This window comes from Micromonospora sp. FIMYZ51, from assembly GCF_038246755.1.
Classification (GTDB): Bacteria; Actinomycetota; Actinomycetes; order Mycobacteriales; family Micromonosporaceae; genus Micromonospora.
Genome location: NZ_CP134706.1, coordinates 913,615 through 936,528, shown reverse-complemented (window position 1 = coordinate 936,528; position 22,914 = coordinate 913,615). Strand labels below are relative to the sequence as shown.

23 protein-coding genes and 1 pseudogene are annotated in these 22,914 nt (G+C 70.3%); 8 read left to right on the top strand and 16 right to left on the bottom strand.

Annotated elements, in window-relative coordinates:
* Positions 1-139: 139 nt before the first annotated feature.
* Both QQG74_RS04565 and QQG74_RS04560 read right to left on the bottom strand, forming a co-directional pair.
* Positions 140-940 (bottom strand): hypothetical protein, encoded by an 801-nt coding sequence (locus tag QQG74_RS04565; protein WP_341719041.1) that lies wholly within the window; start codon positions 938-940, stop codon positions 140-142.
* Between the two features lie 98 nt (positions 941-1,038).
* Complete coding sequence (locus QQG74_RS04560; protein ID WP_341719040.1) at positions 1,039-1,686, bottom strand: DUF4245 domain-containing protein; 648 nt, start codon at positions 1,684-1,686, stop codon at positions 1,039-1,041.
* Positions 1,687-1,853: 167 nt separating this feature from the next.
* On the opposite strand from QQG74_RS04560, the gene glpX reads away from it, so the two are divergent.
* Both glpX and QQG74_RS04550 read left to right on the top strand, forming a co-directional pair.
* Positions 1,854-2,885, top strand: a complete 1,032-nt coding sequence (gene glpX / locus QQG74_RS04555; protein ID WP_341719039.1) for a class II fructose-bisphosphatase — start codon at positions 1,854-1,856, stop codon at positions 2,883-2,885.
* Positions 2,886-2,961: 76 nt separating this feature from the next.
* Positions 2,962-3,891: a DMT family transporter gene (locus QQG74_RS04550; protein ID WP_341721131.1), complete on the top strand. Its 930-nt coding sequence runs from the start codon at positions 2,962-2,964 to the stop codon at positions 3,889-3,891.
* A gap of 76 nt (positions 3,892-3,967) precedes the next feature.
* Here the strand turns inward: QQG74_RS04550 and QQG74_RS04545 are convergent, their stop codons facing one another.
* The 5 genes from QQG74_RS04545 to QQG74_RS04525 form a co-directional block, all read right to left on the bottom strand.
* Positions 3,968-4,621 carry a rhomboid family intramembrane serine protease gene (locus tag QQG74_RS04545; protein ID WP_341719038.1) on the bottom strand — a complete coding sequence of 218 codons (654 nt, stop codon included), beginning with the start codon at positions 4,619-4,621 and terminating at the stop codon, positions 3,968-3,970.
* A 217-nt stretch (positions 4,622-4,838) separates the two neighbouring features.
* Positions 4,839-5,519 carry a transglycosylase SLT domain-containing protein gene (locus tag QQG74_RS04540; protein WP_341719037.1) on the bottom strand — a complete coding sequence of 227 codons (681 nt, stop codon included), beginning with the start codon at positions 5,517-5,519 and terminating at the stop codon, positions 4,839-4,841.
* A 290-nt stretch (positions 5,520-5,809) separates the two neighbouring features.
* The gene (locus QQG74_RS04535; protein WP_341719036.1) at positions 5,810-7,222 is read right to left on the bottom strand and encodes a PhoH family protein; all 1,413 of its coding nucleotides are present in this window, start codon (positions 7,220-7,222) and stop codon (positions 5,810-5,812) included.
* 325 nt (positions 7,223-7,547) lie between these two features.
* Positions 7,548-7,889, bottom strand: coding sequence for a hypothetical protein (locus QQG74_RS04530; RefSeq protein ID WP_341719035.1), 342 nt, complete (start codon positions 7,887-7,889; stop codon positions 7,548-7,550).
* A 28-nt stretch (positions 7,890-7,917) separates the two neighbouring features.
* Positions 7,918-8,262 carry a hypothetical protein gene (locus QQG74_RS04525; RefSeq protein WP_341721130.1) on the bottom strand — a complete coding sequence of 115 codons (345 nt, stop codon included), beginning with the start codon at positions 8,260-8,262 and terminating at the stop codon, positions 7,918-7,920.
* Positions 8,263-8,527: 265 nt separating this feature from the next.
* On the opposite strand from QQG74_RS04525, the gene QQG74_RS04520 reads away from it, so the two are divergent.
* The 3 genes from QQG74_RS04520 to otsB all read left to right on the top strand — a co-directional run bounded on the left by QQG74_RS04520 (position 8,528) and on the right by otsB (position 10,374).
* Positions 8,528-8,968 carry a helix-turn-helix transcriptional regulator gene (locus QQG74_RS04520; RefSeq protein ID WP_341719034.1) on the top strand — a complete coding sequence of 147 codons (441 nt, stop codon included), beginning with the start codon at positions 8,528-8,530 and terminating at the stop codon, positions 8,966-8,968.
* A gap of 159 nt (positions 8,969-9,127) precedes the next feature.
* Entirely contained in the window at positions 9,128-9,481 is a 354-nt protein-coding gene (locus QQG74_RS04515) for a hypothetical protein (RefSeq protein WP_341719033.1), read from the top strand.
* A gap of 68 nt (positions 9,482-9,549) precedes the next feature.
* The gene (otsB, locus tag QQG74_RS04510; protein WP_341719032.1) at positions 9,550-10,374 is read left to right on the top strand and encodes a trehalose-phosphatase; all 825 of its coding nucleotides are present in this window, start codon (positions 9,550-9,552) and stop codon (positions 10,372-10,374) included.
* Between the two features lie 104 nt (positions 10,375-10,478).
* On the opposite strand, the gene QQG74_RS04505 is transcribed toward otsB, so the two are convergent.
* The 4 genes from QQG74_RS04505 to QQG74_RS04490 all read right to left on the bottom strand — a co-directional run bounded on the left by QQG74_RS04505 (position 10,479) and on the right by QQG74_RS04490 (position 15,299).
* Positions 10,479-11,249: an isoprenyl transferase gene (locus QQG74_RS04505; RefSeq protein ID WP_341719031.1), complete on the bottom strand. Its 771-nt coding sequence runs from the start codon at positions 11,247-11,249 to the stop codon at positions 10,479-10,481.
* 30 nt (positions 11,250-11,279) lie between these two features.
* A complete protein-coding gene (locus QQG74_RS04500; protein ID WP_341719030.1) occupies positions 11,280-12,422 on the bottom strand; it encodes a geranylgeranyl reductase family protein in 1,143 nt (380 codons plus the stop codon).
* A 134-nt stretch (positions 12,423-12,556) separates the two neighbouring features.
* The gene (locus QQG74_RS04495) at positions 12,557-13,417 is read right to left on the bottom strand and encodes a hypothetical protein (RefSeq protein ID WP_341719029.1); all 861 of its coding nucleotides are present in this window, start codon (positions 13,415-13,417) and stop codon (positions 12,557-12,559) included.
* Positions 13,418-13,454: 37 nt separating this feature from the next.
* The gene (locus QQG74_RS04490) at positions 13,455-15,299 is read right to left on the bottom strand and encodes a phosphoenolpyruvate carboxykinase (GTP) (RefSeq protein ID WP_341719028.1); all 1,845 of its coding nucleotides are present in this window, start codon (positions 15,297-15,299) and stop codon (positions 13,455-13,457) included.
* Between the two features lie 426 nt (positions 15,300-15,725).
* Between QQG74_RS04490 and QQG74_RS04485 the strand changes: the two genes are divergently transcribed.
* Together QQG74_RS04485 and QQG74_RS04480 are read left to right on the top strand one after the other, a co-directional pair.
* Entirely contained in the window at positions 15,726-16,253 is a 528-nt protein-coding gene (locus QQG74_RS04485) for a GtrA family protein (protein ID WP_341721129.1), read from the top strand.
* A 62-nt stretch (positions 16,254-16,315) separates the two neighbouring features.
* Positions 16,316-17,029 (top strand): GtrA family protein, encoded by a 714-nt coding sequence (locus QQG74_RS04480; protein ID WP_341719027.1) that lies wholly within the window; start codon positions 16,316-16,318, stop codon positions 17,027-17,029.
* A 139-nt stretch (positions 17,030-17,168) separates the two neighbouring features.
* Here the strand turns inward: QQG74_RS04480 and QQG74_RS04475 are convergent, their stop codons facing one another.
* On the bottom strand, positions 17,169-17,726 hold the full coding sequence (locus tag QQG74_RS04475) for a PH domain-containing protein (protein WP_341719026.1): 558 nt from the start codon (positions 17,724-17,726) through the stop codon (positions 17,169-17,171).
* A 217-nt stretch (positions 17,727-17,943) separates the two neighbouring features.
* Positions 17,944-18,872, bottom strand: a pseudogene (locus QQG74_RS04470) (biotin--[acetyl-CoA-carboxylase] ligase).
* A 76-nt stretch (positions 18,873-18,948) separates the two neighbouring features.
* Between QQG74_RS04470 and QQG74_RS04465 the strand changes: the two are divergent.
* Complete coding sequence (locus QQG74_RS04465; protein WP_341719025.1) at positions 18,949-20,532, top strand: acyl-CoA carboxylase subunit beta; 1,584 nt, start codon at positions 18,949-18,951, stop codon at positions 20,530-20,532.
* Positions 20,533-20,621: 89 nt separating this feature from the next.
* On the opposite strand, the gene QQG74_RS04460 is transcribed toward QQG74_RS04465, so the two are convergent.
* The 3 genes from QQG74_RS04460 to QQG74_RS04450 form a co-directional block, all read right to left on the bottom strand.
* Positions 20,622-21,497, bottom strand: a complete 876-nt coding sequence (locus tag QQG74_RS04460) for a hypothetical protein (RefSeq protein WP_341719024.1) — start codon at positions 21,495-21,497, stop codon at positions 20,622-20,624.
* Positions 21,490-21,990, bottom strand: coding sequence for a SigE family RNA polymerase sigma factor (locus QQG74_RS04455; RefSeq protein WP_341719023.1), 501 nt, complete (start codon positions 21,988-21,990; stop codon positions 21,490-21,492). The genes QQG74_RS04460 and QQG74_RS04455 overlap by 8 nt, the downstream gene beginning before the upstream one ends.
* Before the next feature lie 147 nt (positions 21,991-22,137).
* Positions 22,138-22,872: a GntR family transcriptional regulator gene (locus QQG74_RS04450; RefSeq protein WP_341719022.1), complete on the bottom strand. Its 735-nt coding sequence runs from the start codon at positions 22,870-22,872 to the stop codon at positions 22,138-22,140.
* Positions 22,873-22,914: the final 42 nt, after the last annotated feature.

Sequence of the window (22,914 nt, the reverse complement as noted above, 5' to 3'; positions counted from 1 at the left end):
GCGGCTCGCGCAATCACCCGGAGCCCCGACGGCACATCGACGCCACGCCAAGCCCGGTCGGGCCGCCGGCATGCCACGGCACCACGGACGCGAAACGGGGGCGAGCCGAGCCCGCCCCCGTCCGGTACTGCCGTACGGCCTACTTGAACATGTCGTAGATCTGCTCGTTGGCCTCGATGACCTGGTCCGCCGACGGCTTCTGCACGGTGGGTGCGGCACCGTAGTCGGCGTAGTTGATCTTGATGTCCTGCGCCTTGATCTCGCCGGCCGCAGGCACGGAGATGACCAGCTCGGTCAGCCGACCCTCGGAGTCCAGCTTCGCGGTGAAGGGGATCGCCTTGGCCTGGTCACCCAGCGCCTTGAGCATGTCCTCGTCGGCGGCGACCGAGTCCTTCACCGCAGTGAGGTCGACCTTGCCGCTGTACGCGCCCTCGCCGGTCTTCTGCACCTCGGTGACACCCTGGAACATCGCCGCCGCGTCGGCCGGGTCGGTGCCGTCGCTCAGCAGGTCGAGGTTCTTGTTCTGGCCGGCCTTGGCGGCGTCGAGGTGCTGGTACTTGTCCTTCATCGCCTCCATGCCGGGCACCCCGGCGAACAGCTCGCCCAGGTCGACCTTGAGCCAGGTGTCCGGCTGGATCTGGATGAGCTCGAAGTCGAAGCTGATGCCCTCGACGTCCATGTTCATCGCCATCTGGGCGCTGTTGCTTGGCTTGTGGAAGACACCCTTGCCGCTCATCGAGTCGGCGGTGATGTTGAAGGTGTAGTTGCCCTCCGCCAGGCCCTTGGTGGAGGCGACAAGCGCCTCCTTCGGGTCGGCTGGGACGGCCGGCGCGGACGAGCCGGCAGCCGGCGTCTCGGTGGTGCCGGAGTTGCAGGCGGCTACGCCGGGAACGAGCAGCGTGGCGGCGATGACGCCCACGCTCCAGCGTCGAATGTTCACAGATTGTCTCTCTTCAACCGGAAAAAACGGCCCGGCCAACGCCGGCCGGGCATCGAACCCGGGGAGCGTAACGGATCGGCCGGACATCCGGGGGGCACTCAGTCGACGGCCGTGGCCATCTCCCGAAGCTCGTTGTCCCGGGCATCCCCGACCACGATCACGGTGCGATCCGGCTGAAGCAGAACCAGCGCCTGCTCGTTGCCACGGGCGGTGTACCGCTGCCAGGTGCTCGTCCCGAGGTCGGTCTGCCCCTGCGGCTGCCCCTCGTTGGTCAACTCGGTGGGCAGCAGCTGCTCCGCCGGCACGTCACTCTGCACCACCTGAAGGCCCCGCCCCTCCGGTGTGACGTACCCCACGCGCAGGATCGCGCCGCCCTCCGCCATGCGGTAGGTGGCCCTTACGGTCCGCCACCCCTCGCCCAGCCCGGTCGGTTCGCTCACCGGGAACGCCCCGGCCGACCGCGCCTGCTCGAAGGCCGGCGTCGGATCGACGGTGGTCGGCTCGTCCCCACCGAGGAATCCCCGGTAGAAGGCGAGCAGCAGAACGATCGGAACCAGCAGCACCAGCAGGGAGATGGCCATGTCCCGGGGCGATCGCTCGGACTTCGCGGCGGGCTCGGCCGGTGCCGGCACGGCGCTCGCCGCCGGGTGCGGTCGTTCCTCGGGTACGTCCGTCCGGTCGACGGTCGGCTGGTCGCTTGTCGGCCGGTCCACGGGTGCTCGGTCAGCGGGCTGCGCGGGTTCCACCCCGCCATTCTCGCAGCTGGCCCGACCGGCGGTATCCGGCCCATCACCGCCCCGCCCTGCTCCCGGATCCGCCATCGTGTGAGGATCAGGAACACCGCCGGCGAACGACCCATGCCCAGATCAGCCGGCCCGGTCAACCCCGCACCGTCGCGAGGAGGAGCCGTTCAATGACGACCACCAGGACGCGTACCCCACAGGATCTCGACCGCAACCTCGCCCTCGACCTGGTTCGGGTCACCGAGGCGGCGGCGATGGCCGCCGGCCGGTGGGTCGGCCGAGGCGACAAGGAGGGCGGCGACGGCGCCGCCGTCGACGCGATGCGCAAGCTGATCAACTCGATCCCCATGCGGGGTGTGGTGGTGATCGGCGAGGGCGAGAAGGACAACGCCCCGATGCTCTTCAACGGCGAGGAGGTCGGCGACGGCACCGGCCCGGAGGTGGACGTCGCGGTCGACCCGATCGACGGCACCACCCTGATGAGCAAGGGGATGCCGAACGCCCTGGCGGTGCTGGCGGTCGCCGAGCGGGGCGCGATGTTCGACCCGAGCGCCGTCTTCTACATGGAGAAGCTCGCCGTCGGGCCGATCTACGCCGACGTCGTGGACATCAACGCCGGGGTCGCCGAGAACCTGCGCCGGATCGCCAAGGTCAAGGGCACCGACGTGTCCGAGGTGACCGTCTGCGTACTTGACCGGAGCCGGCACGACGAGCTGATCGACCAGATCCGCCGGGCCGGCGCGGGAATCCGGTTCATCTCCGACGGGGACATCGCCGGTGCCATCGCCGCCGCCCGCGGCGAGTCCGACGTCGACGTGCTGATGGGCATCGGCGGTACGCCGGAGGGCATCACCGCCGCCTGCGCCCTCAAGTGCATGGGCGGGATGATGCAGGCCAAGCTCTGGCCGCGCGACGACGCGGAACGGGAGAAGGCCCTGGCCGCCGGGCACGACCTGGACCGGGTGCTCACCACCGACGACCTGGTCACCGGCGACAACTGCTTCTTCGTGGCCACCGGCGTCACCTCCGGCGACCTGCTGCGCGGCGTGCGGTACCGCTCCGGTGGCGCGTACACCCAGTCGATCGTGATGCGCTCCAAGAGCGGCACCATCCGCGTGATCGACTCGTACCACCGGTTGGAGAAGCTGGCGCTCTACTCCGCCGTGGACTTTGACGGCCGACCCCTGGCCGAGCAGTCGTGATGGTGTGAGTACGGCTGGAACGGTGACCGCGCCGACGGTGTCGGCGCGTCGCCGGGCCGGCGCGGTGGGGTTGGCGATGGTCGGCGGGGTCGCCGTCGCCAGCCAGTCACGGATCAACGGCGAACTGGGCGCCCACCTGGGCGACGGCATAGCCGCAGCGGTCGTCTCGTTCGGGTTGGGCCTGCTGCTCCTGGCGGTGCTGGCACCCGCCAGCCGGCACGGGCGACGCGGGCTGCGCGCCCTGCGCGACGCGCTCACCAACGGCACGCTACGTCCCTGGCAGTGTCTCGGTGGCGCGTGCGGAGCATTCCTGGTGGCCACCCAGGGGGCCACGGTCGGCAGCCTCGGTGTGGCCGTGTTCACCGTGGCGGTGGTCGCCGGCCAGTCGGGCAGCAGTCTGGCCGTCGACCGGGCCGGCATCGGTCCGGCCGGCCGGCAACCGGTGACCGCCGCCCGCCTGGGCGGAGCGGTCCTGACCGTGGCCGCGGTACTGCTGGCGGTGGGCGACCGGCTCGGCGATCCGGCGATTCTCGGGCTGGCCGTGCTCCCCCTGTTGGCCGGCGTCGGGGTGGCCTGGCAACAGGCGGTGAACGGCTGGGTCCGGGTGGTCAGCGGCAGCAGCCTGACCGCCGCGTTCGTCAATTTCGCAGTCGGCACGACCGTGCTGCTGCTCGCGTTCGTTGTCAGCCTCGCCGTACGCGGTCGGCCGCCCGGGAGCCTGCCCAGCGAACCCTGGCTCTACCTGGGCGGACCGATCGGTATCGCGTTCATCGTGGTCGCCGCGGCGGTGGTCCAGCTCACCGGCGTACTCCTGCTCGGCCTGGCCACCATCGCCGGCCAGGTGATCGGCGCCGTACTGCTGGATGTGCTGCTGCCCACGGCGGCCTCGCGCCCGGATCCGACCACCCTACTCGGGGCCCTGCTCACCCTTGTCGCCGTCGCGCTCGCCGCTGGCGGCGGCCGGCGCGCGGGACCGGGCGACCGCCGGCGCGCGGGACGGACCTGACCGGATCACGTCGGCCCGGCCGGCGGTGGCGGCGACCCGGCGATGGGCGCGGCGTCGGCCGGCGGGCGAGCTGCGCTCAGGGCATGGTCATCGGCGACTCGGACCGGTAGGGCCCGTCGAGATCGGGCCGACGACGGCGGAAGATGATCGCCGCCACGATGCCGCCCAGCAGCCCGAACAGGTGCCCCTGCCAGGAGATCCGCTCGTCGGTCGGCAGGACGCCGACCAGCTGGCCGCCGTAGAGGAGCCCGACCAGCAGGAAGACGGCGAAGTTCCACCAGCTCCGCTCGAAGATGCCCCGGGTCAGCAGGATGCCGAGGTAGCCGAAGATCACCCCGCTGGCCCCCACCACGATCGTGCTGGGTGACCCGGTGAACCACACGCCCAGCCCGCTCACCAGCACGATCACCAGGGTGGACCAGAGGAACCGGCGGGCGCCCGCGGCCAGCACGAAGGTGCCGAGCAGGATCAGCGGAATGCTGTTGCTGTAGAGGTGGTCGAAGCCGTGGTGCAGGAACGGCGAGAAGAAGACGCCGTCCAGGCCGTCGATGCGCTGCGGGATGATGCCGGCGGCGGCGTCGAACCCGGCACCGAGCCACTGGTCGAGGCCCTCGATCAGGAACAGCACCGGCACCACCGCGCACATGGCGACGAAGGCCCGGCCGATGGACGCGTAGAAGGCCGCGGTGCCGAACTGGTGCGGGTCGCCATTTCCCGGTTGCAGGGTCACCTGACAACAGCTATCAGCAAACGCCGGCAGCCGCCACTTTTCGTCCCGCCCGGGACGGCCCACCGCCCGTCCGGGGCATTCCTAACCGGTCGCGTCCCGGCCCGGCCCCGTCCGGTTGCGCCATCCGCCGGTACGACCGGGGCATGCTCGGGGCCAGGCAGAACGACGGGCGGGGAACCGGGTCGCCCCGGAGCCCCCGCCCGTCGTCGCGGTCAGGTCAGTACCAGCCCTTGTTCTGCGAGTGCGTCCACGCGCTGCACGGGGTGTTGTAGCGACCCTCGATGTAGCCGAGACCCCACTTGATCTGGGTCACCGGGTTGGTCTGCCAGTCGTCGCCGACCGAGGCCATTTTGTTGCCCGGTAGCGCCTGCGGAATCCCGTACGCCCCGGAAGACCGGTTGTGGGCCTTCGGGTTCCAGCCGCTCTCCTTGTTCCAGAGCTTGTCCAGACAGGGGAACTGGTCGATCTTGAAGCCTGCGTCGATCATCAGGGCGCAGCCGGTCTTCCGGTGGCCGCTGTACTCCTTGCAGGAGGCCGGCACCGGGCCGTCGTACGGCTTGAGGGCCTTTGCGGCGGCCTCAGCGGCCTCCTTGGCCGCCTTCTCCTCCGCGGCCTTCTTACGCGCCGCCTCCTCGGCCTTCCGGGCCTTCTCGGCGGCGGCACGGGCCCGCTGCCGGGCCTCGGTCGCCTGCTGTCGAACCGCCCGTACCTGACGGGAGACCTGCTGCTCCTGCCGGTAATCGACGTCGATCTGGGTTACTGTGCCGGCCACCTGCGCCCCGGGACCCGGGCGCTGCGACTGGCGGTCCTCGGTGAGGTAAAAACCGCCGGCCACGCCTACGGAGAGCAGCGCGACTGCTGCGCCACGGGCGGCGAACCGGCTCCAGGGCCGACTCACGAAGTGATCCCTTCGTCGGGGTCAGGGACGCGGCGTGACCACGGCCCACACCGGGCCGAAGCGCGCCACGAGCGCCCGCGACCGGCGATGCCGGTCACCGTCGACGCACCGATCCGCCTACCGGCGAGCCGTCCGCCCCGGGTGGGGTGGACGATCACCAGCGGTACGCATGGTGCGTGGGCGCCCGTGGGACACAATCGCGCACAGTGAGGCTGATGGGAAACGGTCACGATCAATTGTGACGTGGGTCACTCAAATAATCGGCACAAAAGGCCCTAATTCGGGCATCATCATGGGATGTCTTCGAGTAGATCCGTCACCATCGCGGCGATCGGCGACCGCTCCGAACGGCTCAACGTGACGTGCGCGAAGAGCTGATGGCCCTTCAGCGCTTCGATCACCGCGGTCACGCCGTCGTGCCGACCGACCCGCAGATTGTCCCGTTGCGCGACGTCGTGGGTCAGCACCACCCGGGAGCCCTGGCCGATCCGGGAGAGCACGGTCAGCAGCACCCCACGCTCCAACGACTGTGCCTCGTCGACGATGACGAAGGCGTCGTGCAGGCTCCGCCCACGGATGTGGGTCAGCGGCAGCACCTCGAGCAGCCCTCGCGACACGACCTCCTCGATCACGTTCTCGTGCGCCACGGCACCGAGGGTGTCGAAGACCGCCTGGGCCCAGGGCGACATCTTCTCCGACTCCGAGCCGGGCAGGTAGCCCAGCTCCTGGCCGCCGACGGCGTACAGCGGGCGGAAGACGATCACCTTCTTGTGCCGGCGGCGCTCCATCACCGCCTCCAGGCCGGCGCAGAGCGCCAGGGCGGACTTTCCGGTGCCGGCCCGGCCGCCGAGCGAGACGATGCCGATCGACTCGTCGAGCAGCAGGTCGAGGGCGATCCGCTGCTCGGCGGAACGCCCGTGCACGCCGAACGCCTCACGGTCGCCGCGTACCAGCCGCACGGTCTTGTCCGGTAGCACCCGGCCCAGCGCCGAGCCCCGGGACGAGTGCAACACCAGGCCGGTGTGGCAGGGCAGGCCCGCCGCAGCGTCCACGTCGATGGTCTCGCCGCCGTAGAGCTTGGCGATCGCCTCCTCGCTCAACTCCAACTCGGCCATGCCGGTCCAGGTCGGGTCGCTGGCCTGACCGTGCCGGTACTCGTCCGCGCACAACCCGACCGAGGCGGCCTTGACCCGCAGCGGCATGTCCTTGCTGACCAGAGTCACCGTCCGGCCCTCGGCAGCGAGGTTCAGCGCGACGGAAAGAATCCGGGCGTCGTTCGACTCGTTGCGGAACCCCGGCGGCAGCACGCCGTCGTCTGTGTGGTTGAGCTCCACCCGCAGCGTGCCGCCCTCGTCGTTGGCCGGCACCGGCCGGTCCAGCCGGCCGTGGCGGACCCGCAACTCGTCCAACATGCGCAGGGACTGCCGGGCGAACCAGCCCAGCTCGGGGTGATGGCGTTTGCCCTCCAGTTCGGAGATGACCACCAGGGGAAGCACCACCTCGTGCTCGGCGAAGCGGTGGAACGCCGCTGGATCGCTGAGCAGCACGGAGGTGTCCAGGACGAAGGATTGGCCCGCTGGTCGGGGCTCCCTGGGGTCGGCCGGCCCGGTGGCCGCGGTGCGGCGGCTCCGGGTGGTGCGGCGGGTCGTGGCAGTCGCGGCCGGCCCCTGTTCGGCACCGGCGGTCGTACGGCGAGTCGTCACAGGCCTGCTCCGGCGGATGGGCACCCGGCCACCCGCGGTCCGCCTCCTCCGGTGCCCGACGGACACGGGGTCGGATGCGGGCCCCGTGCGCGAGGTCGCAGGCCGGGCGGGCCGGCTGGCTCGGGACAATCCCGCGCCATGCCTAGACGCTAGCTGCCCGCAACCCGTCCGGCTAGTGGCCGAGTGAACCGGCCGGGATGCATGCCCCCTGCGCGCATCCCGGCCGGTGGGGCCACTGTCACCGCTCTGACCGTGACCCCGACGGCGACCGTCCGCCTGGACGGTGCGCCGCGGCTTGCCCCGGGCCGTGGCCCGGCGACCGGTCTCAGCCGGTCCGTCGAACGAGGGTGCCGGTCGGGTGCCGTCCGGTGACCGAGGCGGCCGGCTCCGCGAACGACGATCCGGTGTACGTGGTGCCCGCGCCCGCCCGGACCACCGTGGCGGAGACCCGGGTGGCGGGAGGCGCGCTTACCGCGAGCGCGGACGCGATGGCGGCCTGTGCCTCCCGGCGACGCCGGTTCCACGCCCCACGGTCACCGTCGAAGTAGCCCTGTCGGTAGCCGAAGCGGTAACCGATGCGGTAGCTGAGCTGCCCGTGCAGCCGCCCGGCGGCGTAGCTGGTGGCGGCGAGCACGAGAACCAGGAAGATCGCGAGGAGGGGACTCATCCGGCGGCTCCCATCCCCCGCGCCCCGCTCATCGTTCCTCCGGCTCGATCGTGGTGGGGTCGGCGACCAGCAACCGGTCGAGGTCGTCGGTGCCGATCTCCTCCACCAACTCGACGCTGATCCGGCAGCCGTCCAGGACCACTTCGGCCACCGAGGAGCGGCGGATCTCCCCACCGGCGTCGTAGACCCGGACGCTGAGTTCCGGGCAGCCGAGGTGGGTCCGCCAGGCGTTCCATTCGGCCCGGTCGCCGACGCACAGCGACAGGTAGCGACAGCCCCGAGCGAGGTAGAGGCGCCAGGGTGCGCTCAACCCGGCCGCGACGCCCGCTGCGACCAGGCTGAACGCCTGGGCGCGGGTGGCGAGTTCGGTCACCGCACCCCCCTCGAACCGGGCGCGTGACGCTGGCAACGAGCGCTCGTCTCATGCACGTGACACACCGTAGGTTGTCCCATGCACGTGACAGTATCAGCTTTCTTCGCTGTTTGCCCCCACCTCCACGCACATCTATTCTGCCCAGGTGGGACCCCTCAAAGACAGTGCTACATCAGTAACCCGACAGCCACCGATGACGTCACGCAAGCGTGACAGAGGCGTGCCGGGCCCCTCCGGTTGGGCCGCCCGGCCGTACGGTCACGGGGTGACCGAGACGGCCAACGCACGGAAGATCGCCTTCGCCACCTTCGTCCGACAGGCCCTCGCCGAGGCCCGCGCGACCCGGGCCTGGAGCGGCACCGAGGTGTCCCGGCGCACCGGCGTCTCACGCCAGACGATCAACCGCTGGGTACGCGGCGACTGGGCCAGCGACCCGGCGGCCGAACGGGTGGTCGCGTTCTGCCAGGGCCTTGGGCTCGACCCCGCGACCGCCTTCGCGGCGCTGGGCTGGGACAGCAACGCCGCCCGCCGCGACGCCCCACCGCCGCCGCCGATGGACCCCGACGTCGAGGCGCTGCTGCGCCGGCTGGTCGATCCCGGCGTATCGGATGCGGAGAAGTTCCACATCAGAGAAACCATTCGTTACCTCGCATATCGCCCGACTCTCCCGACTGGTGTCCGAAAACGAGGGGACGCGGCCGGCTAGTTCCTCAGATGGCGAAAGAACGGCAGGTCAGGATCATTCGTTTCGCTACGGGGCCGGAACGGGCGCGCTAGCGTCCGTATTCGTACTGCTTGGGCTCGTCGTCGGCGGGGGGACGGGACAAGGCCGAACCCAGCCCTGCGGGACAGAAGGGGGTCTCTCATGACCCTGAAATGGATGGCAGTCGTGGTCACGACGGTCTCGTTGACGCTCTGCGTCACCGGAAACGCGGTGACCCTGGCCCTGAACGGCGGGCAGTTACCCCTGCTCGTCAACCTCTTCACGCTGGTCACCGCCGGCACCTCGATCGTCCTGGCCGTGGTCGCCGAGCTGCACGACCGACTCAACGACCGGCTCACCGCCCTCACCGAGTTCCTGGTGGAGCGGCTGCGGGAAATCGAGACACACACCGGGGACCGGAACGCCGGATTCGTCGAGGGTTACCTGCTCAACCACGGTCAGGAGGCGGCCGTGGTGCCGTTCGGACGACGGGGACGCGGAGCCGCCGAACGCTGATCCCGCCCGCTTTTGCAAGCAGGTTCACGCCGGGATTGACCGGCGGAACCCGGGGTACGCTGTCGCCCGTGCCGCCGTTGAATCTGGGCAATCCCCAGCCGAAGATCCCGCTGAACGCCGACCTGGCCTGGCGAACCACCGCCGACCGGGCGGCCGAGACCGTTCTCTTCTTCGACTTCGACGGCACACTCGCGCCGGTCGCCGACGATCCGACACAGGTACAGCCCGCGCCGAAGGTGCTGGCCGCCATCGAGGCACTCGCCCCGGTGGTACGCCGGATCGCGATCGTCTCCGCCCGGCCGGTGGAGTTCCTCCGGGCACACTTCGGCGGGCTGACCGGCGTCGACCTCTACGGGCTCTACGGGCTGGAGCACAGCCACTCCGGCGGTGCCACCGTCACCGAGCCGGCTGCCCTGCCGTGGGTACCCACCATGGCCGAACTCGCCGAACTGGCCCGCGCCGAACTGCCAGCCGGTGCCCTGGTGGAGTACAAGCGACTCTCCGTGGCCCTGCACTGGCGTACCGCACCGCAGCTCGCCGCCACCGTCGAGGAGTGGGGCAACGCCCAGGCCGAACGCCTCGGCCTGCGGGTTCAGGTCGGGCGGATGGTGCTGGAGGTCAAGCCGCCGGTCGACCGGGACAAGGGCATGGTGATCGACGAGCTGGTGCAGGGGGCGAGCGGAGCCTGGTATTTCGGCGATGACGTCTCCGACATCAAGGCGTTCGCCGCGCTGCGCGCCCGCGCCGCCGCCGATGCGAACTTCCTGGGCGTCTGCGTTGCCGTCGCCAACCCGGAGACCGGGCACGAGGTCGCCGAGGCCGCTGACCTGACCATCGACTCACCGGCCGCGCTCGGCGACTTCCTCACCTCCGCCGCGCACCAGCTCAGCTGAGGCGCGGGCGGCCTGGGGACGGCCCAGAGCTGCCCGGACGGCTCAGACGCCGTAGCGGCGCGGCTGGGACGGCCCAGACGCCGGAGCGGCGCTGCCCGGACGGCTCAGACACCGTAGCGGCGCTGCCGGGTGGCGTACGAGCGCAGTGCGCGGAGGAAGTCGACGCGGCGGAAATCCGGCCAGTTGAGTTCGCAGAAGTAGAACTCCGAGTGTGCCGACTGCCAGAGCATGAAGCCGGACAGGCGCTGCTCCCCGCTGGTCCGGATGATCAGATCCGGATCCGGCAGGCCGCGGGTGTAGAGGTGCTCCGAGATGTCGTCGACGTCGAGCGACCCGGCCAGTTCCTCAAGCGTGCCGCCGTTCGCGGCGTGTTCGAGCAGTAGCGAGCGCACCGCGTCGGCGATCTCCCGCCGGCCGCCGTACCCGACCGCGATGTTGACCTGGGCGCTGCCGGAGCGTTCCCGGGTCCGCTCCTCGGCGGCCTTGAGGGCCGTCGCGAGGCCCGTGGGCAGGACGTCGAGCGCGCCCACCATCCGCAGCCGCCAGGGATTGCCCTCCTCGGCCAGCTCGGTGGTCAGATCCTCAATGATCTTGAGTAGCGGATCCAGCTCCGCCGCCGGCCGGGAGAGGTTGTCCGTGGAGAGCAGCCAGAGCGTCACGTGGCCCACGCCGGCGGCATCGCACCAGCGCAGCAGTTCCTTGATCCGCTCGGCACCCATCCGGTGCCCGTCGTTCGGATCGACGAAGCCCATCTCCCGGGCCCACCTGCGGTTGCCGTCGCACATCACGCCCACGTGGCGGGGCACCGGACGGCCCGCGAGCTTGGCCGTCAGCCGCCGCTCGTAGACGGAGTAGAGAAGTTTCCGCAGAGTCATCACTTGCAGGGTAGCGAGCCCCCGCGCCGATCAGCGCCCCGGTGGCCGACGGCGCGCCGAGAGGCCGAGCGCGATCAGGGCGAGCGTACGAGCGTCCAGCAGTCCGTCGCCCAGGCCCAGTTCGACCACCGTGCCGAAGACCCGCTCGTCCCGGCGGGCCGCCTGCACCGCCGCATCGACGATTCGGTCGTGCCGGGCCAACCAGGCCGCCACCGAACTGTGCCGCAGATGGCTGCCGAGCCGGCGCCGCAGCGCCCGCGCGTACCACCGGGCGGCCTGCTCGGGCGCGCTTGTCGCCGCCGCGCCGGCCAGGGCACCTGAGCGCAGCGCGTAGAAGATCCCCTCACCGGTGAACGGGTTGATCAACGACAGCGCGTCCCCGGCGAGCAGTACCCGACCGCTGCCGGGTACCGGCCGGAACGTCGACAGCGGCAGGTGATGGGCCCGCAACCCGGTCACCGCCGCCGGTTCGAGGTCGGGCAGCAGGGCGGCGAGCCGGTCGAGCAGGTGCGCCCGGCTCAGCGCCTCGCCCCGCAGCACCTCCCCGTAGCCCACGTTCGCGCGGCCGTCGCCGATCGGAAACGACCAGGCGTACGCCGGCCAACGCGCGGCCGAGGTGACGATGAGTTGTACCGGCGGACCGGCGGGTGCGGGTGCGTAGCCCCGGATCGCCAGCGCCAGGTGCCGGTCGGGATTGGCCCGCTCGCCCAACGCCCGGCGCACGACGGACCCGGCACCGTCCGCGCCGACAAGCACCCGCGCGGAGATCTCGCCGTCGAGCACCACCCGCTCGGGCCGCAGTTCGACCCGGCGTACCGCCCGGCGACGCAGCAGCGCACCGGCACCCACCGCCGCCGTCACCAGCCGGGCGTCGAAGACCTGACGCGGCACCGTGTACGCGGGCCTCGGCAGCGCCCGGGCCACCGCGGCACCCCCGGGCGCGACCAGCCGCAGCGCCGGCACCGGCGGGTAACCGGCCACGGCGTCGGACACCCCCAGTTCGGCGAGTACGTCCAGCGCGTGCGCGGCGATGCCGTCACCGCACGCCTTGTCGCGGGGAAAGTCGGCGCGGTCCAGCAACAGCACCTCACCTCCCGCCCGACGGGCGGCCAGCGCGGCAGCCGCTCCGGCCGGCCCCGCCCCGACCACCACCACGTCGAACTCGTCGCGCACGGCCCCTCCTCCCGTACCCCCCGATGGCCCCTTGCTCTGCGTCAACCCACGCACCGCAATGGTCGCGAATTTGGCGCGCCGGTTGAAGCAGAGCAAAGCGTGTTGCGGTGGCAGGTGGCGGCCGGAGGGGGTGGTCAGCGCGGCGCGGCTTCGTCGGTCACGCGGGCGGCCCGGCGTACGCCGTAGACGGCGAGACCGGCGGCGGCGACAAGCGGTGCGCCGTCGCGGACCAGGCCGTCGACACCGAGCAGCCACCAGCACAGGGGCAGGTCGACGGCGAGCACGCCGACGGTGATCACCACCAGCAGGGTGCCGGCCCAGCGTCGGCCACGCAGCAGGAAGGCGGTGCAGAACAGCACCAGGTAGCTGGTCGCGATGCCGGCGCCCAGCCAGAACAGCACCGCGGGGACGGCGAACAGTCGGCCGTCCAGGATCGCCGCCCCGGCGACCAGGGCCGGTACCAGCATCAGCGGGCTGTACGTGAACGCCGCCACCCGACTGGTCAGCAGCCAGGCGCTGGCTTCCGGCCGGCGGGGCGGCAGTTCCCGCCAGGAGATGCCGGACCGGTCGATGACCAGCCGGGCGCGGTGCCGCACCAGGTGCCCGGCCACGGCCGAGGACCGGTACAGCAGCCAGACCACGGCGACGCAGAGCGCGGTGAGCAGGGCGAAGCCCAGCAGTCCCGGCAGCGGTGGCACGCCGTGCCGGGGCACGATCAGCCGGCCGACGGCGAACACGGTGGTGATGGCGAGGATCAGGCCCAGCGGGCGGGCCACCGTACGCCCCCGGCGGACATGCCCGATCAACAGCAGGAAGCCGAACGAACGCAGCATCGCCCAGCCGGTGCGTACCGCGAGACCGAAGCCCTGTTCCGGCGCGTACCACCAGTTGAGTACCTCGACCACGACGGTGGCCGCGGCGGTGACCGCGAGCAGGGTGGTGAGCGCCCGGACGGCGGACGGCCGCCGGACCTCGGTCTCGGCGGCCGTCCTCATGGGATCCGATGATGCCCGCAGCGGGCGAGGATCACACCTACCGCTGCGGCTGCTCCGCGTCGAGCCGGGCGCGCAGGGCGTCCAACTCGGCCCAGAGGACGCCGGGCAGCTTGTCGCCGAACTTCTCGAACCACTCGGTGACCAGCGGCAGCTCGTCCCGCCACTCGTTCGGGTCGACCTTGAGGGCGATCCGCACGTCTTCCGTGGTCATGTCGAGCCCCTCGACGTCGAGGGCGTCCACCGTGGGGACCATCCCGATCGGCGTCTCCACGGCCTCCGCCCGGCCCTCGATCCGCTCGATGATCCACTTGAGCACCCGGGAGTTCTCGCCGAAGCCCGGCCAGAGGAAGTTGCCCTCCGGGTCCTTGCGGAACCAGTTGACGTAGTAGACCTTCGGCAGCTTCGCCTCGTCGCCGTCGGCCCCCTTGCCCATCTCGATCCAGTGCCGGAAGTAGTCACCGGCGTGGTAGCCGATGAACGGCAGCATCGCCATCGGGTCGCGGCGGACCACGCCGACCGCGCCGGAGGCGGCGGCGGTGGTCTCCGAGGAGAGCGTGGCACCCAGGTAGACGCCGTGCACCCAGTCCCGGGCCTCGGTGACCAGCGGTACGGTGTCCCGCCGCCGGCCGCCGAAGAGGATCGCGTCGATCGGCACCCCGTTCGGGTCGTAGTAGTCCTCGGCGAGGATCGGACACTGGGTGATCGGGGTACAGAACCGGCTGTTCGCGTGCGAGGAGAGGTTCTCGCTCTCCGGCGTCCAGTCGTTGCCCTTCCAGTCGATCAGGTGGGCCGGCGGCTCACCCATGCCCTCCCACCAGATGTCCCCGTCGTCGGTGAGCGCCACGTTCGTGAAGATGGAGTTGCCCCGGTCCAGCGTCCGCATGGCGTTGGCGTTGGTCTTCCAGTCGGTACCGGGAGCGACGCCGAAGAGGCCGTACTCCGGGTTGACCGCGTAGAGCCGGCCGTCCGGGCCGAACCGCATCCAGGCGATGTCGTCACCGATCGTCTCGACCTTCCAGCCCGGGATTGTCGGTTCGAGCATGGCCAGGTTGGTCTTGCCGCAGGCCGACGGGAAGGCGCCGGCGATGTGGTAGACCCGCCCCTCCGGCGAAGTGATCTTGAGGATCAGCATGTGCTCGGCGAGCCAGCCCTCGTCCCGCCCCATCACGCTGGCGATCCGCAGCGCGTAGCACTTCTTGCCGAGCAGCGAGTTGCCGCCGTAGCCGGAGCCGAAGGACCAGATCTCCCGGGTCTCCGGGAAGTGCGAGATGTACTTGGTCTCGTTGCACGGCCAGGCGACGTCCTGCTGACCCGGGGCCAGCGGCGCACCGATCGAGTGCAGCGCGTGCACGAAGTCCGCGTCGTCGCCCATCGCTTCGAGGATCTTGGCGCCCATCCGGGTCATGATCCGCATCGACGCCACCACGTAGGGGCTGTCCGTGATCTCCACACCGAACATCGGGCTCTCGGCCTCGACCGGACCCATCACGAACGGGATGACGTACATCGTCCGCCCGCGCATCGAGCCGCGGTACAACTCCGTCATCGTCCGCTTCATCTCGGCGGGCGCCATCCAGTTATTCGTGGGTCCGGCGTCCGCTTCGTCGACGGAGCAGATGAACGTCCGCTCCTCGACCCGTGCCACGTCCGTCGGGTCCGTCCGCGCGTAGAACGAGTTTGGCTTCTTCTCGGGGTTCAGCCGGATGAGGGTGCCGGACTCGACCAGTTCGTCGGTGAGCCGACGCCATTCCTGGTCGGAGCCGTCCACCCAGACAACCTGGTCAGGGGTGGTCAGTTCAGCGACCTCACGGACCCAGGCGAGCAGTTTGGGGTGGGACGTCGGGGCCTGATCGATCCCCCGAACGGTGGCCGGAGCAACCATGACACATCTCCTTGTGGTCGACGCTGACCGGTCTATGGAGTGCACGAGTATTGGCGCCGCATCGCGTCGCCTCGTGGAAACCTGGGATTGGGCTCAGCGTAAACCGGTGGACCTCGTCAGTCAGTGGGACCGGTTGTGAAGAACTGCACAAGGCACGGTCACGCTGCGGCTTCACGAGCCTTTACCCGCTTTTACGCGCAGTTTCACGCAAATCCTGCGGCGGACCTTCGGCGGGCGTACCGGTGAGGCTGCCGGGTCGACCCGCTGCGACCGGCATCACGGGAAGGGCAACCCAACGCCACATTCCACCGGCGGCGGTTACGCTCCGTCCGTGCCCGTTCGTCTCGCCGTACCGCTGGACCTCGGTGGTCGTTGCTACCCGTCTGGGTGGCTGTCAACCGGTACGCTCGCACGGTGGCCGCCACGATGACCGGGGAGTCCGACTCCCCGCCGACCCGCTCGGGTCTGGTGCATACCCTGGTCGACCGGTTCGGTCACCTGGTGCGGGAGTTGAGCAAGTTCGCGACCGTGGGTGGGGTCGCCTTCCTCGTCGACTTCGCGCTCTTCAACTACCTGATCGGCCCGCAGGGCATCGAGCAGATCACCGCGAAGACCATCTCCACGGTGATCGCCGCCACCTTCGCCTTCCTGGGCAACCGCTTCTGGACCTGGCGGCACCGGAAGCGCTCCAACCCGGCCCGCGAGTACGCGCTCTTCTTCGTCTTCAACGCGGTCGGTCTGGGCATCGCGGTCGCCTGCCTGGCCATCAGCCGCTACGGGCTCGGCAGCATCTGGCCGGAGGTCTTCCAGAACCGCCTCGCCGACAACATCGCCAGCTACGTCGTGGGCACCGGGCTCGGGACGTTGTTCCGCTTCTGGTCATACCGGCGGTTCGTCTTCGTCGAAGCGGGAACTCCAGACGTCGCGGAAGTGAACCGGGATCTCCGGGCGTGACCCGGCGCCCACTCACCCGGACGAACCAGCCGACCCCAGCCCACTGCCCTAAGGTGTTTCGCATGCCTCTCGCCCGCCTGCTGCCCGAGCGCTGGCACAAGTTCCTCCACGAGGCGTTCAAATTCGGCTTGGTCGGTGGCATCAACACGGTCATTAATTACGCCGTGTTCAATGCACTCGCACTCACCGTTTTCGTAGACGGTCAACTCAAGGCCGCAGTGGTCGCCACAGTGGTGGCGACGATCACGTCGTATCTGATGAATCGGCACTGGACGTACCGGGATCGTCCGAAATCGGCGATGCGTCGGGAATATGCCCTGTTCTTCTTTTTCAACGGAGTGGGCCTACTCATCGAACTCGGCGTACTCGCCGCCGCCAAGTACGGGCTCGGCGTGACCGGCCTGCTGGCGTTGAACATCGCCAAGACCGGCGGCGTGGTGCTCGCCACCCTGTTCCGTTTCTGGTCGTACCGCACCTTCGTCTTCCAGCCCGCAGCGCCCGCCGAGGCCCCCCAGACGTGGCAGGGCCTGCCGCGCGACGAGTGGGACACGATGGCCGAGATGGACCCGGTGGCCGAACTCGCCGAGTCGATCACGGAACTGGAGGAAGAGGAGCCACCGGCGCGGCAGCCGGGCGACGGCCACCGCCCCATCCAGCCACGAACCGGTGCGCTGAGCGCCGAGGCCGAACTCAGCGCGGCGCTGGACCGGGAACTGGAAGCCGAACTGGCCGAACTCCAGGCCGCTCCCGCGCCACGCCGCTTCCGCCGCCGCTGACCTTCGCGACCGGTTCCGCCGGTGACCTCGAACCCGTTGCGCAGGTGACCGCGAAACCCTCCCACCGGAGACCATCGTGACCGGTCCCCGTCGTGGGCCGGGAGTGGTGATTCCGGGCCCACGACGTTGCGGCGGGCGGTCAGGTGCCGGCGCTCTTGTCCCGCTCGGCGAGAATCTCGCGCAGCTCACCATCGCCGAGCGAGTGCTTGTCGTGGAACGCCTCGACCAGTTCGTAGAGCTTCGTCTGGACCCGGTCGACCTTCGGCACGTCGGGTAGCACGGACTGACCGCGCTCCCCGGCCGACTCGATGGTGAGGGTGCCGTAGCCGAACAGACGCCCCATCAGGTGCTGGTTCATCGAGTGGTCGTTGACCCGGCTGAGCGGGATGTCCCGCCGCTCCCGGGAGAAGATGCCGTGCTGGAGCACCACCCGCTCGTTCGTGAACAGGTAGTGCGTGGCTCGCCAGGAGATGTAGGGCCAGACGGTCAGGCAGAGCACCGCCAGCACGCCGAGACCGCCGATCACGGCGAGCGTCATCGAGCCGCCACCACCGGAGGGCAGGAACAGCACGCCGGCCGCCACCGCGGCGATGGCGAGCACCAGCACCACCACCGGCCGGACCAGGGCCTTCCAGTGCGGATGCAGATGCAGCACGACGTGCTCGTCCTCGGTGAGCACGTCTTCGGGGAACGCCACGGATACCTCCTCGCAGAACCGGACGCCCAGACGCTAACCCCCCGCCCCCACTCCCCCACATCCACCACCCGGCCACGCCCACCCACCCCCTCCGCGATCTTGCACTTCCCGTCGCCGTTGTGCACCTTAAAGACCCATTTGTCCCGACCAAAACTGCAAGATCGCGGGGCGGGACGGGGGCGGGGGTGGGGGTGGGGGTGGGGTGGGGTGGCAGGGGTCAGCGGAGGTGGAGGAGGTCGGCGGCGGGGAGGAGTGGGTGGTGGTGGGGAGGGGATGCGGGGTGGGGAGGGGATGCGGGGTGGGGAGGGGATGCGGGGTGGGGGTGGTTAGGAGGAGGTGGCCGTCCTGGTCGACGGTGGTGGCGGTGCCGGTGAGGGTGGTGCCGTCGGGAAGCAGGGCGCGGACCTCACGGCCCACGGTGTCGCACACCTTCAGGTACGCCTCCCGCAGGCCGCTGGCCGTCGCGTCACCACCGGCGTCCCGCCAGCGGGCGTACCAGTCGGCGAGTGACCGGAGCAGGGCACGCAGCAGGGGATCCCGGTCGGTGGCCGCCGCGCCGGCCAGTTGCAGCGAGGTCGCCGGCAGGCCGGTCGGATGTTCCGGCAGCTCGTCGGCGCGGAGTGTGACGTTCAGCCCGATGCCGAGCACCACGGCCGGAGGTTCACCCGAAACAGGGCCGGGCACCGCCTCGGCAAGGATCCCGGCGCACTTGGCCCCGTCGATGAGCAGGTCGTTCGGCCACTTCAGGGTGGCGTCCAGCTCGGCCAGCCGGGTCACCGCCTCGACCAGCGCCACGCCGGCCAGCAGCGGCAGCCAGCCGTACCCCGACGGTGGTGCGGCCAGCCAGTCCCGGTCCGGCACGGCCTGTCCGGGCCGGAGCAGCACGCTTGTCGCGATGCCGGCCCGGGGCGGTGACTGCCAGACCCGCCCGCGCCGCCCACGTCCGGCGGTCTGCCGCTCGGCGACCACGACCAGGCCCTCCGGCTCGCCACCCTGCGCCGCCTCGGCGACGTCAGCGTTCGTGGAACCGGTTTCGGTCCGCAGTTCCAGCCGCGACCACGGGCCGTAGGGCGCGACCAGCGCCCGGCGCAACCGGGCCGCCGACAGCGGCGGGCGATCCAGATCGGTGTACGGCGAACCCGGCATCCCGCCAGCCTACGGCCGCGCGTCCGGGGGCGGACTGCACACCGTGGGTGACCTGAACCATCGTTATATTCCCTGGGTGACTACCGAGACCGGGACCAACATCCACAGCACCGCCGGCAAGCTGGCGGACCTGGAACGTCGGGTCGACGAGGCGGTCCACGCCGGCTCGGCCCGCGCCGTGGAGAAGCAGCACGCCAGGGGCAAGAAGACCGCTCGGGAGCGGATCGCGATGCTCCTCGACGAGGGCTCCTTCGTCGAGCTGGACGAGTTCGCCCGGCACCGCTCCACAAACTTCGGCTTGGACCGCACCCGCCCGTACGGCGACGGCGTGATCACCGGTTACGGCACGGTGGACGGCCGCCAGGTCTGCGTCTTCGCCCAGGACTTCACCGTCTTCGGCGGCTCCCTGGGCGAGGTCTTCGGCGAGAAGATCGTCAAGGTGATGGAACTGGCCATGAAGATCGGCTGCCCGGTCATCGGCATCAACGACTCCGGCGGCGCCCGGATCCAGGAGGGCGTGGTCTCGCTCGGCCTCTACGGCGAGATCTTCTTCCGCAACGTACGGGCCAGCGGCGTGATCCCGCAGATCTCGCTCATCATGGGCCCGTGCGCGGGCGGCGCGGTCTACTCCCCGGCGGTCACCGACTTCACCGTGATGGTCGACCAGACCTCGCACATGTTCATCACCGGCCCAGACGTGATCAAGACGGTGACCGGCGAGGACGTGGGCATGGAGGAGCTGGGCGGGGCGCATACCCACAACACCCGCAGCGGCAACGCGCACTATCTCGCCACGGACGAGGAAGATGCGGTCGACTACGTCAGGGCGCTCCTGTCCCACCTGCCGTCGAACAACCTGGACGAGCCGCCGGTCTACCCGGTCGACGCGGACCTGGCCGTCACCGACGCCGACCGGGAACTGGACGCGCTGATCCCGGACTCGGCCAACCAGCCGTACGACATGCGCCGGGTGATCGAGCACGTGCTTGACGACGGGGAGTTCCTGGAGGTCCAGCCGCTCTACGCGCAGAACATGGTGATCGGCTTCGGCCGGGTCGAGGGGCGTCCGGTAGGCGTGGTGGCCAACCAGCCGATGCACTTCGCCGGCACGCTTGACATCGCCGCGAGCGAAAAGGCGGCCCGCTTCGTGCGTACCTGCGATGCGTTCAACATCCCGGTGCTGACCTTCGTGGACGTTCCCGGGTTCCTCCCCGGCACCGGCCAGGAGTGGGACGGCATCATCCGCCGGGGCGCCAAGCTGATCTACGCGTACGCCGAAGCCACCGTGCCGAAGGTCACCGTCATCACCCGCAAGGCGTACGGCGGAGCGTACGACGTGATGGGCTCCAAGCATCTCGGCGCCGACCTGAACTTCGCCTGGCCGACCGCGCAGATCGCGGTGATGGGTGCGCAGGGCGCGGTGAACATCCTCTACCGCCAGGAGCTGGCCGCCGCCGAGGATCCGGCCGCCCTCCGCGCCGAGAAGATCGCCGAGTACGAGGACACCCTGGCCAACCCGTACATCGCCGCCGAGCGGGGCTACGTGGACGCGGTGATCCAGCCGCACGAGACGCGCACCCAGCTCGTCCGCGCGCTGCGGGTGCTGCGCACCAAGCGCGAGACCCTCCCCCCGAAAAAGCACGGCAACATCCCGCTATAGGCGCGTGTGTATGTAAGGAAGGGGCCCTTGTTAACGCCTCGTGCATAGAAAGGGCCCCTTCTTAACGCCCCCGAGCGGGCAGTCCAGCGTCAACAGGCCACGTTGGCCGCCACGCAGAGGCGGTCGGCCGCGACGGCGGCAACCTGCCGCAACTCCGGCTCGGTGCCGTCGCGGCCGACCGTCAGCACCGTGATCAGGTCGCCGACCCGCACCACGGCGCGGCTCTCGGGCCGTCCCCCCTTCCGGGTCTCACCAGTCTCCAGGTTGCGTGCCCCCATGACGGTGTGCCGGATCAGCATCGCCTCGTCCCCCGCGAAGTCACGCTCCGTCACTTCCCACCGATGGTCCGCCTCGGCTCGCGCGATCCGGTCTCCCCACTGGACCTCGCCCTTCAATCGCCAGGACGCACACGGTGCGAGCAGTGCGTCGAGTCGGGTGAAGAAGCCGGCGGCGGCCTCAGGTGCGATCCGGTAAACCTCCTGGCTGACCACCACGTCGGCCGGCCTTGGCTCAGACCCCGCAGACTCCCGCAGCAGGGTCTGCGAACGCGAGTACCGCGACGTCTCCCAATATGTTGTCCGGCCCTGCGCCTCAAGGCACAACAACAGCATATGGTCGATCCGCACCGGCTCACCGAGCCCGCTCTGGCCCAGCGGCGGAGCGGTCTTCGTGACAAGATCTTCCGGCTGGACCAACGCCTCGTGCGGAATGCCGGCGGAGAGCGACGGCGACGTTTGCGGTGCGGAGGTCGGCGGCGACGTTTGCGGCGCGGAGGGCGAGGGCGCCACGAGACCCATCGCCGCGATCGCGGGCCCAGCCGCCAGGACCAGTACGGCGCTCGCCGCGCCCAACACGGCTCGGCGCCGACGGCGGCGGGCCCGCTCACGCAGCACCGCCGGTTCCGGCCAGCGGACATCCCGCAGGTCCTGGTGCAGTCGCTCGGCGAACGTCATCTCGTCACGCACCGGTTGCCTCCTCCAGGTCAGAGACGGCGAGTAGCCCGACGAGCGCGGCACGCCCCCGGGAGAGACGGGCCTTGACCGTGCCGACGGGGGCGGAAGTCTGCCGCGCCACCTCGGCGACCGGCAGGCCGACCAGGTAGTACAGGGCGATCGCGATCCGCTGTTCCTCGGGCAGGCGGCGCAACGCGGCGACTACCTCGACGGTTTCCGTGCCCGGGGCGGGGACGCTTTCCACGGCACCGTGCCGCAGGTACGCCCGTGCCCGGCTACGCATACTGCGCCAACGACTCACCGCGAGCCGGCTGGCCACCACCCGTACCCATGCCTCGGGTTCGTCGTAGCCGCCCACCGTGGACCACCGCTGCCAGGCCCGTACGTACGCCTCCTGAACGGCGTCCTGGGCTTCGGCGAGGTCACCGGTAAGCACGTAGACGAAGCCGAGCAACCGTTGTCGGCTCCCCCGGTAGAACTCGTCGAACCCGTCGGCGTCCGGCACCTGCTACCTCCCTGCGAGTCTCAATGGACACGCACGAGGGGGTGGGCGCGGTTGCCGAATCGCCCGAGCCGCGTGCCCCGATAGCCGGGTCGCGATATCGGATCTTGGTACGAGAGCGCCCCCAGAGGGGCGTTTTCGCACCAAGATTCACATCAGGGGCGGGTTCACGATCTGGTGGTACTGCAACTCGTACATGTGCCCGGCCTTCACCATGACCGTCGCCTCGATCGGGCGGCGGCCCTCCGCGTAGACGACACGGAACGTTCGCATGATCGAGATGTCGGGCGGTAACTCCAGGACGACGAACTCCTCGGAGGTCGGCGGGCGCGTCGACACCTGATCGACGAACTCTTTGGGCGCGAACCCCAGGTCGCTGAGGGCGCGCGGCGTACCGCCCTTGATACGCCGCTTCTCGGCAAGCGGTGTTCCCCGCGCGATGTCGACCGGATAGTAGGAGTGCACCAGTTCGGCGGGTTCGTCGTCGAGTTGCATGACCTGCTTGCGCAGCACAGCCACGTCGCCGTGCGCGAGACCGAACGCGAGTCGGACCTGAGCGGGAGGGATCACCTCAGCGACGTGCAGCAGGTCAGCCGAGCCCTTCAACCCACGCCGTTCGGCCTCGCTGAGCCAGGGATACGGCTGGCCGGCCGATGGCGGGGTCATGAAAGCTGCCGGCGCGACGATGTGCTGTGGGCGTTCACGGACGAACACGCCCTTGCCCGGCGCACTGTCGGCGTAGCCCTCGCGCTTGAGAACAGCGACGGCGTTCTGCACGGTCTGGTTGGGGACGCCGTACTCCTGCTGCAACTGGGCGGTGCTCGGCAGTTTGCTACCCGGCGGCAGATCCTTGGAGAGGATCATCGCCCGCAGGTCAGCCGCCACCTGCTGGTGGCGAGCACGCGGGTCCTTCTGCGGTCGAGGCAT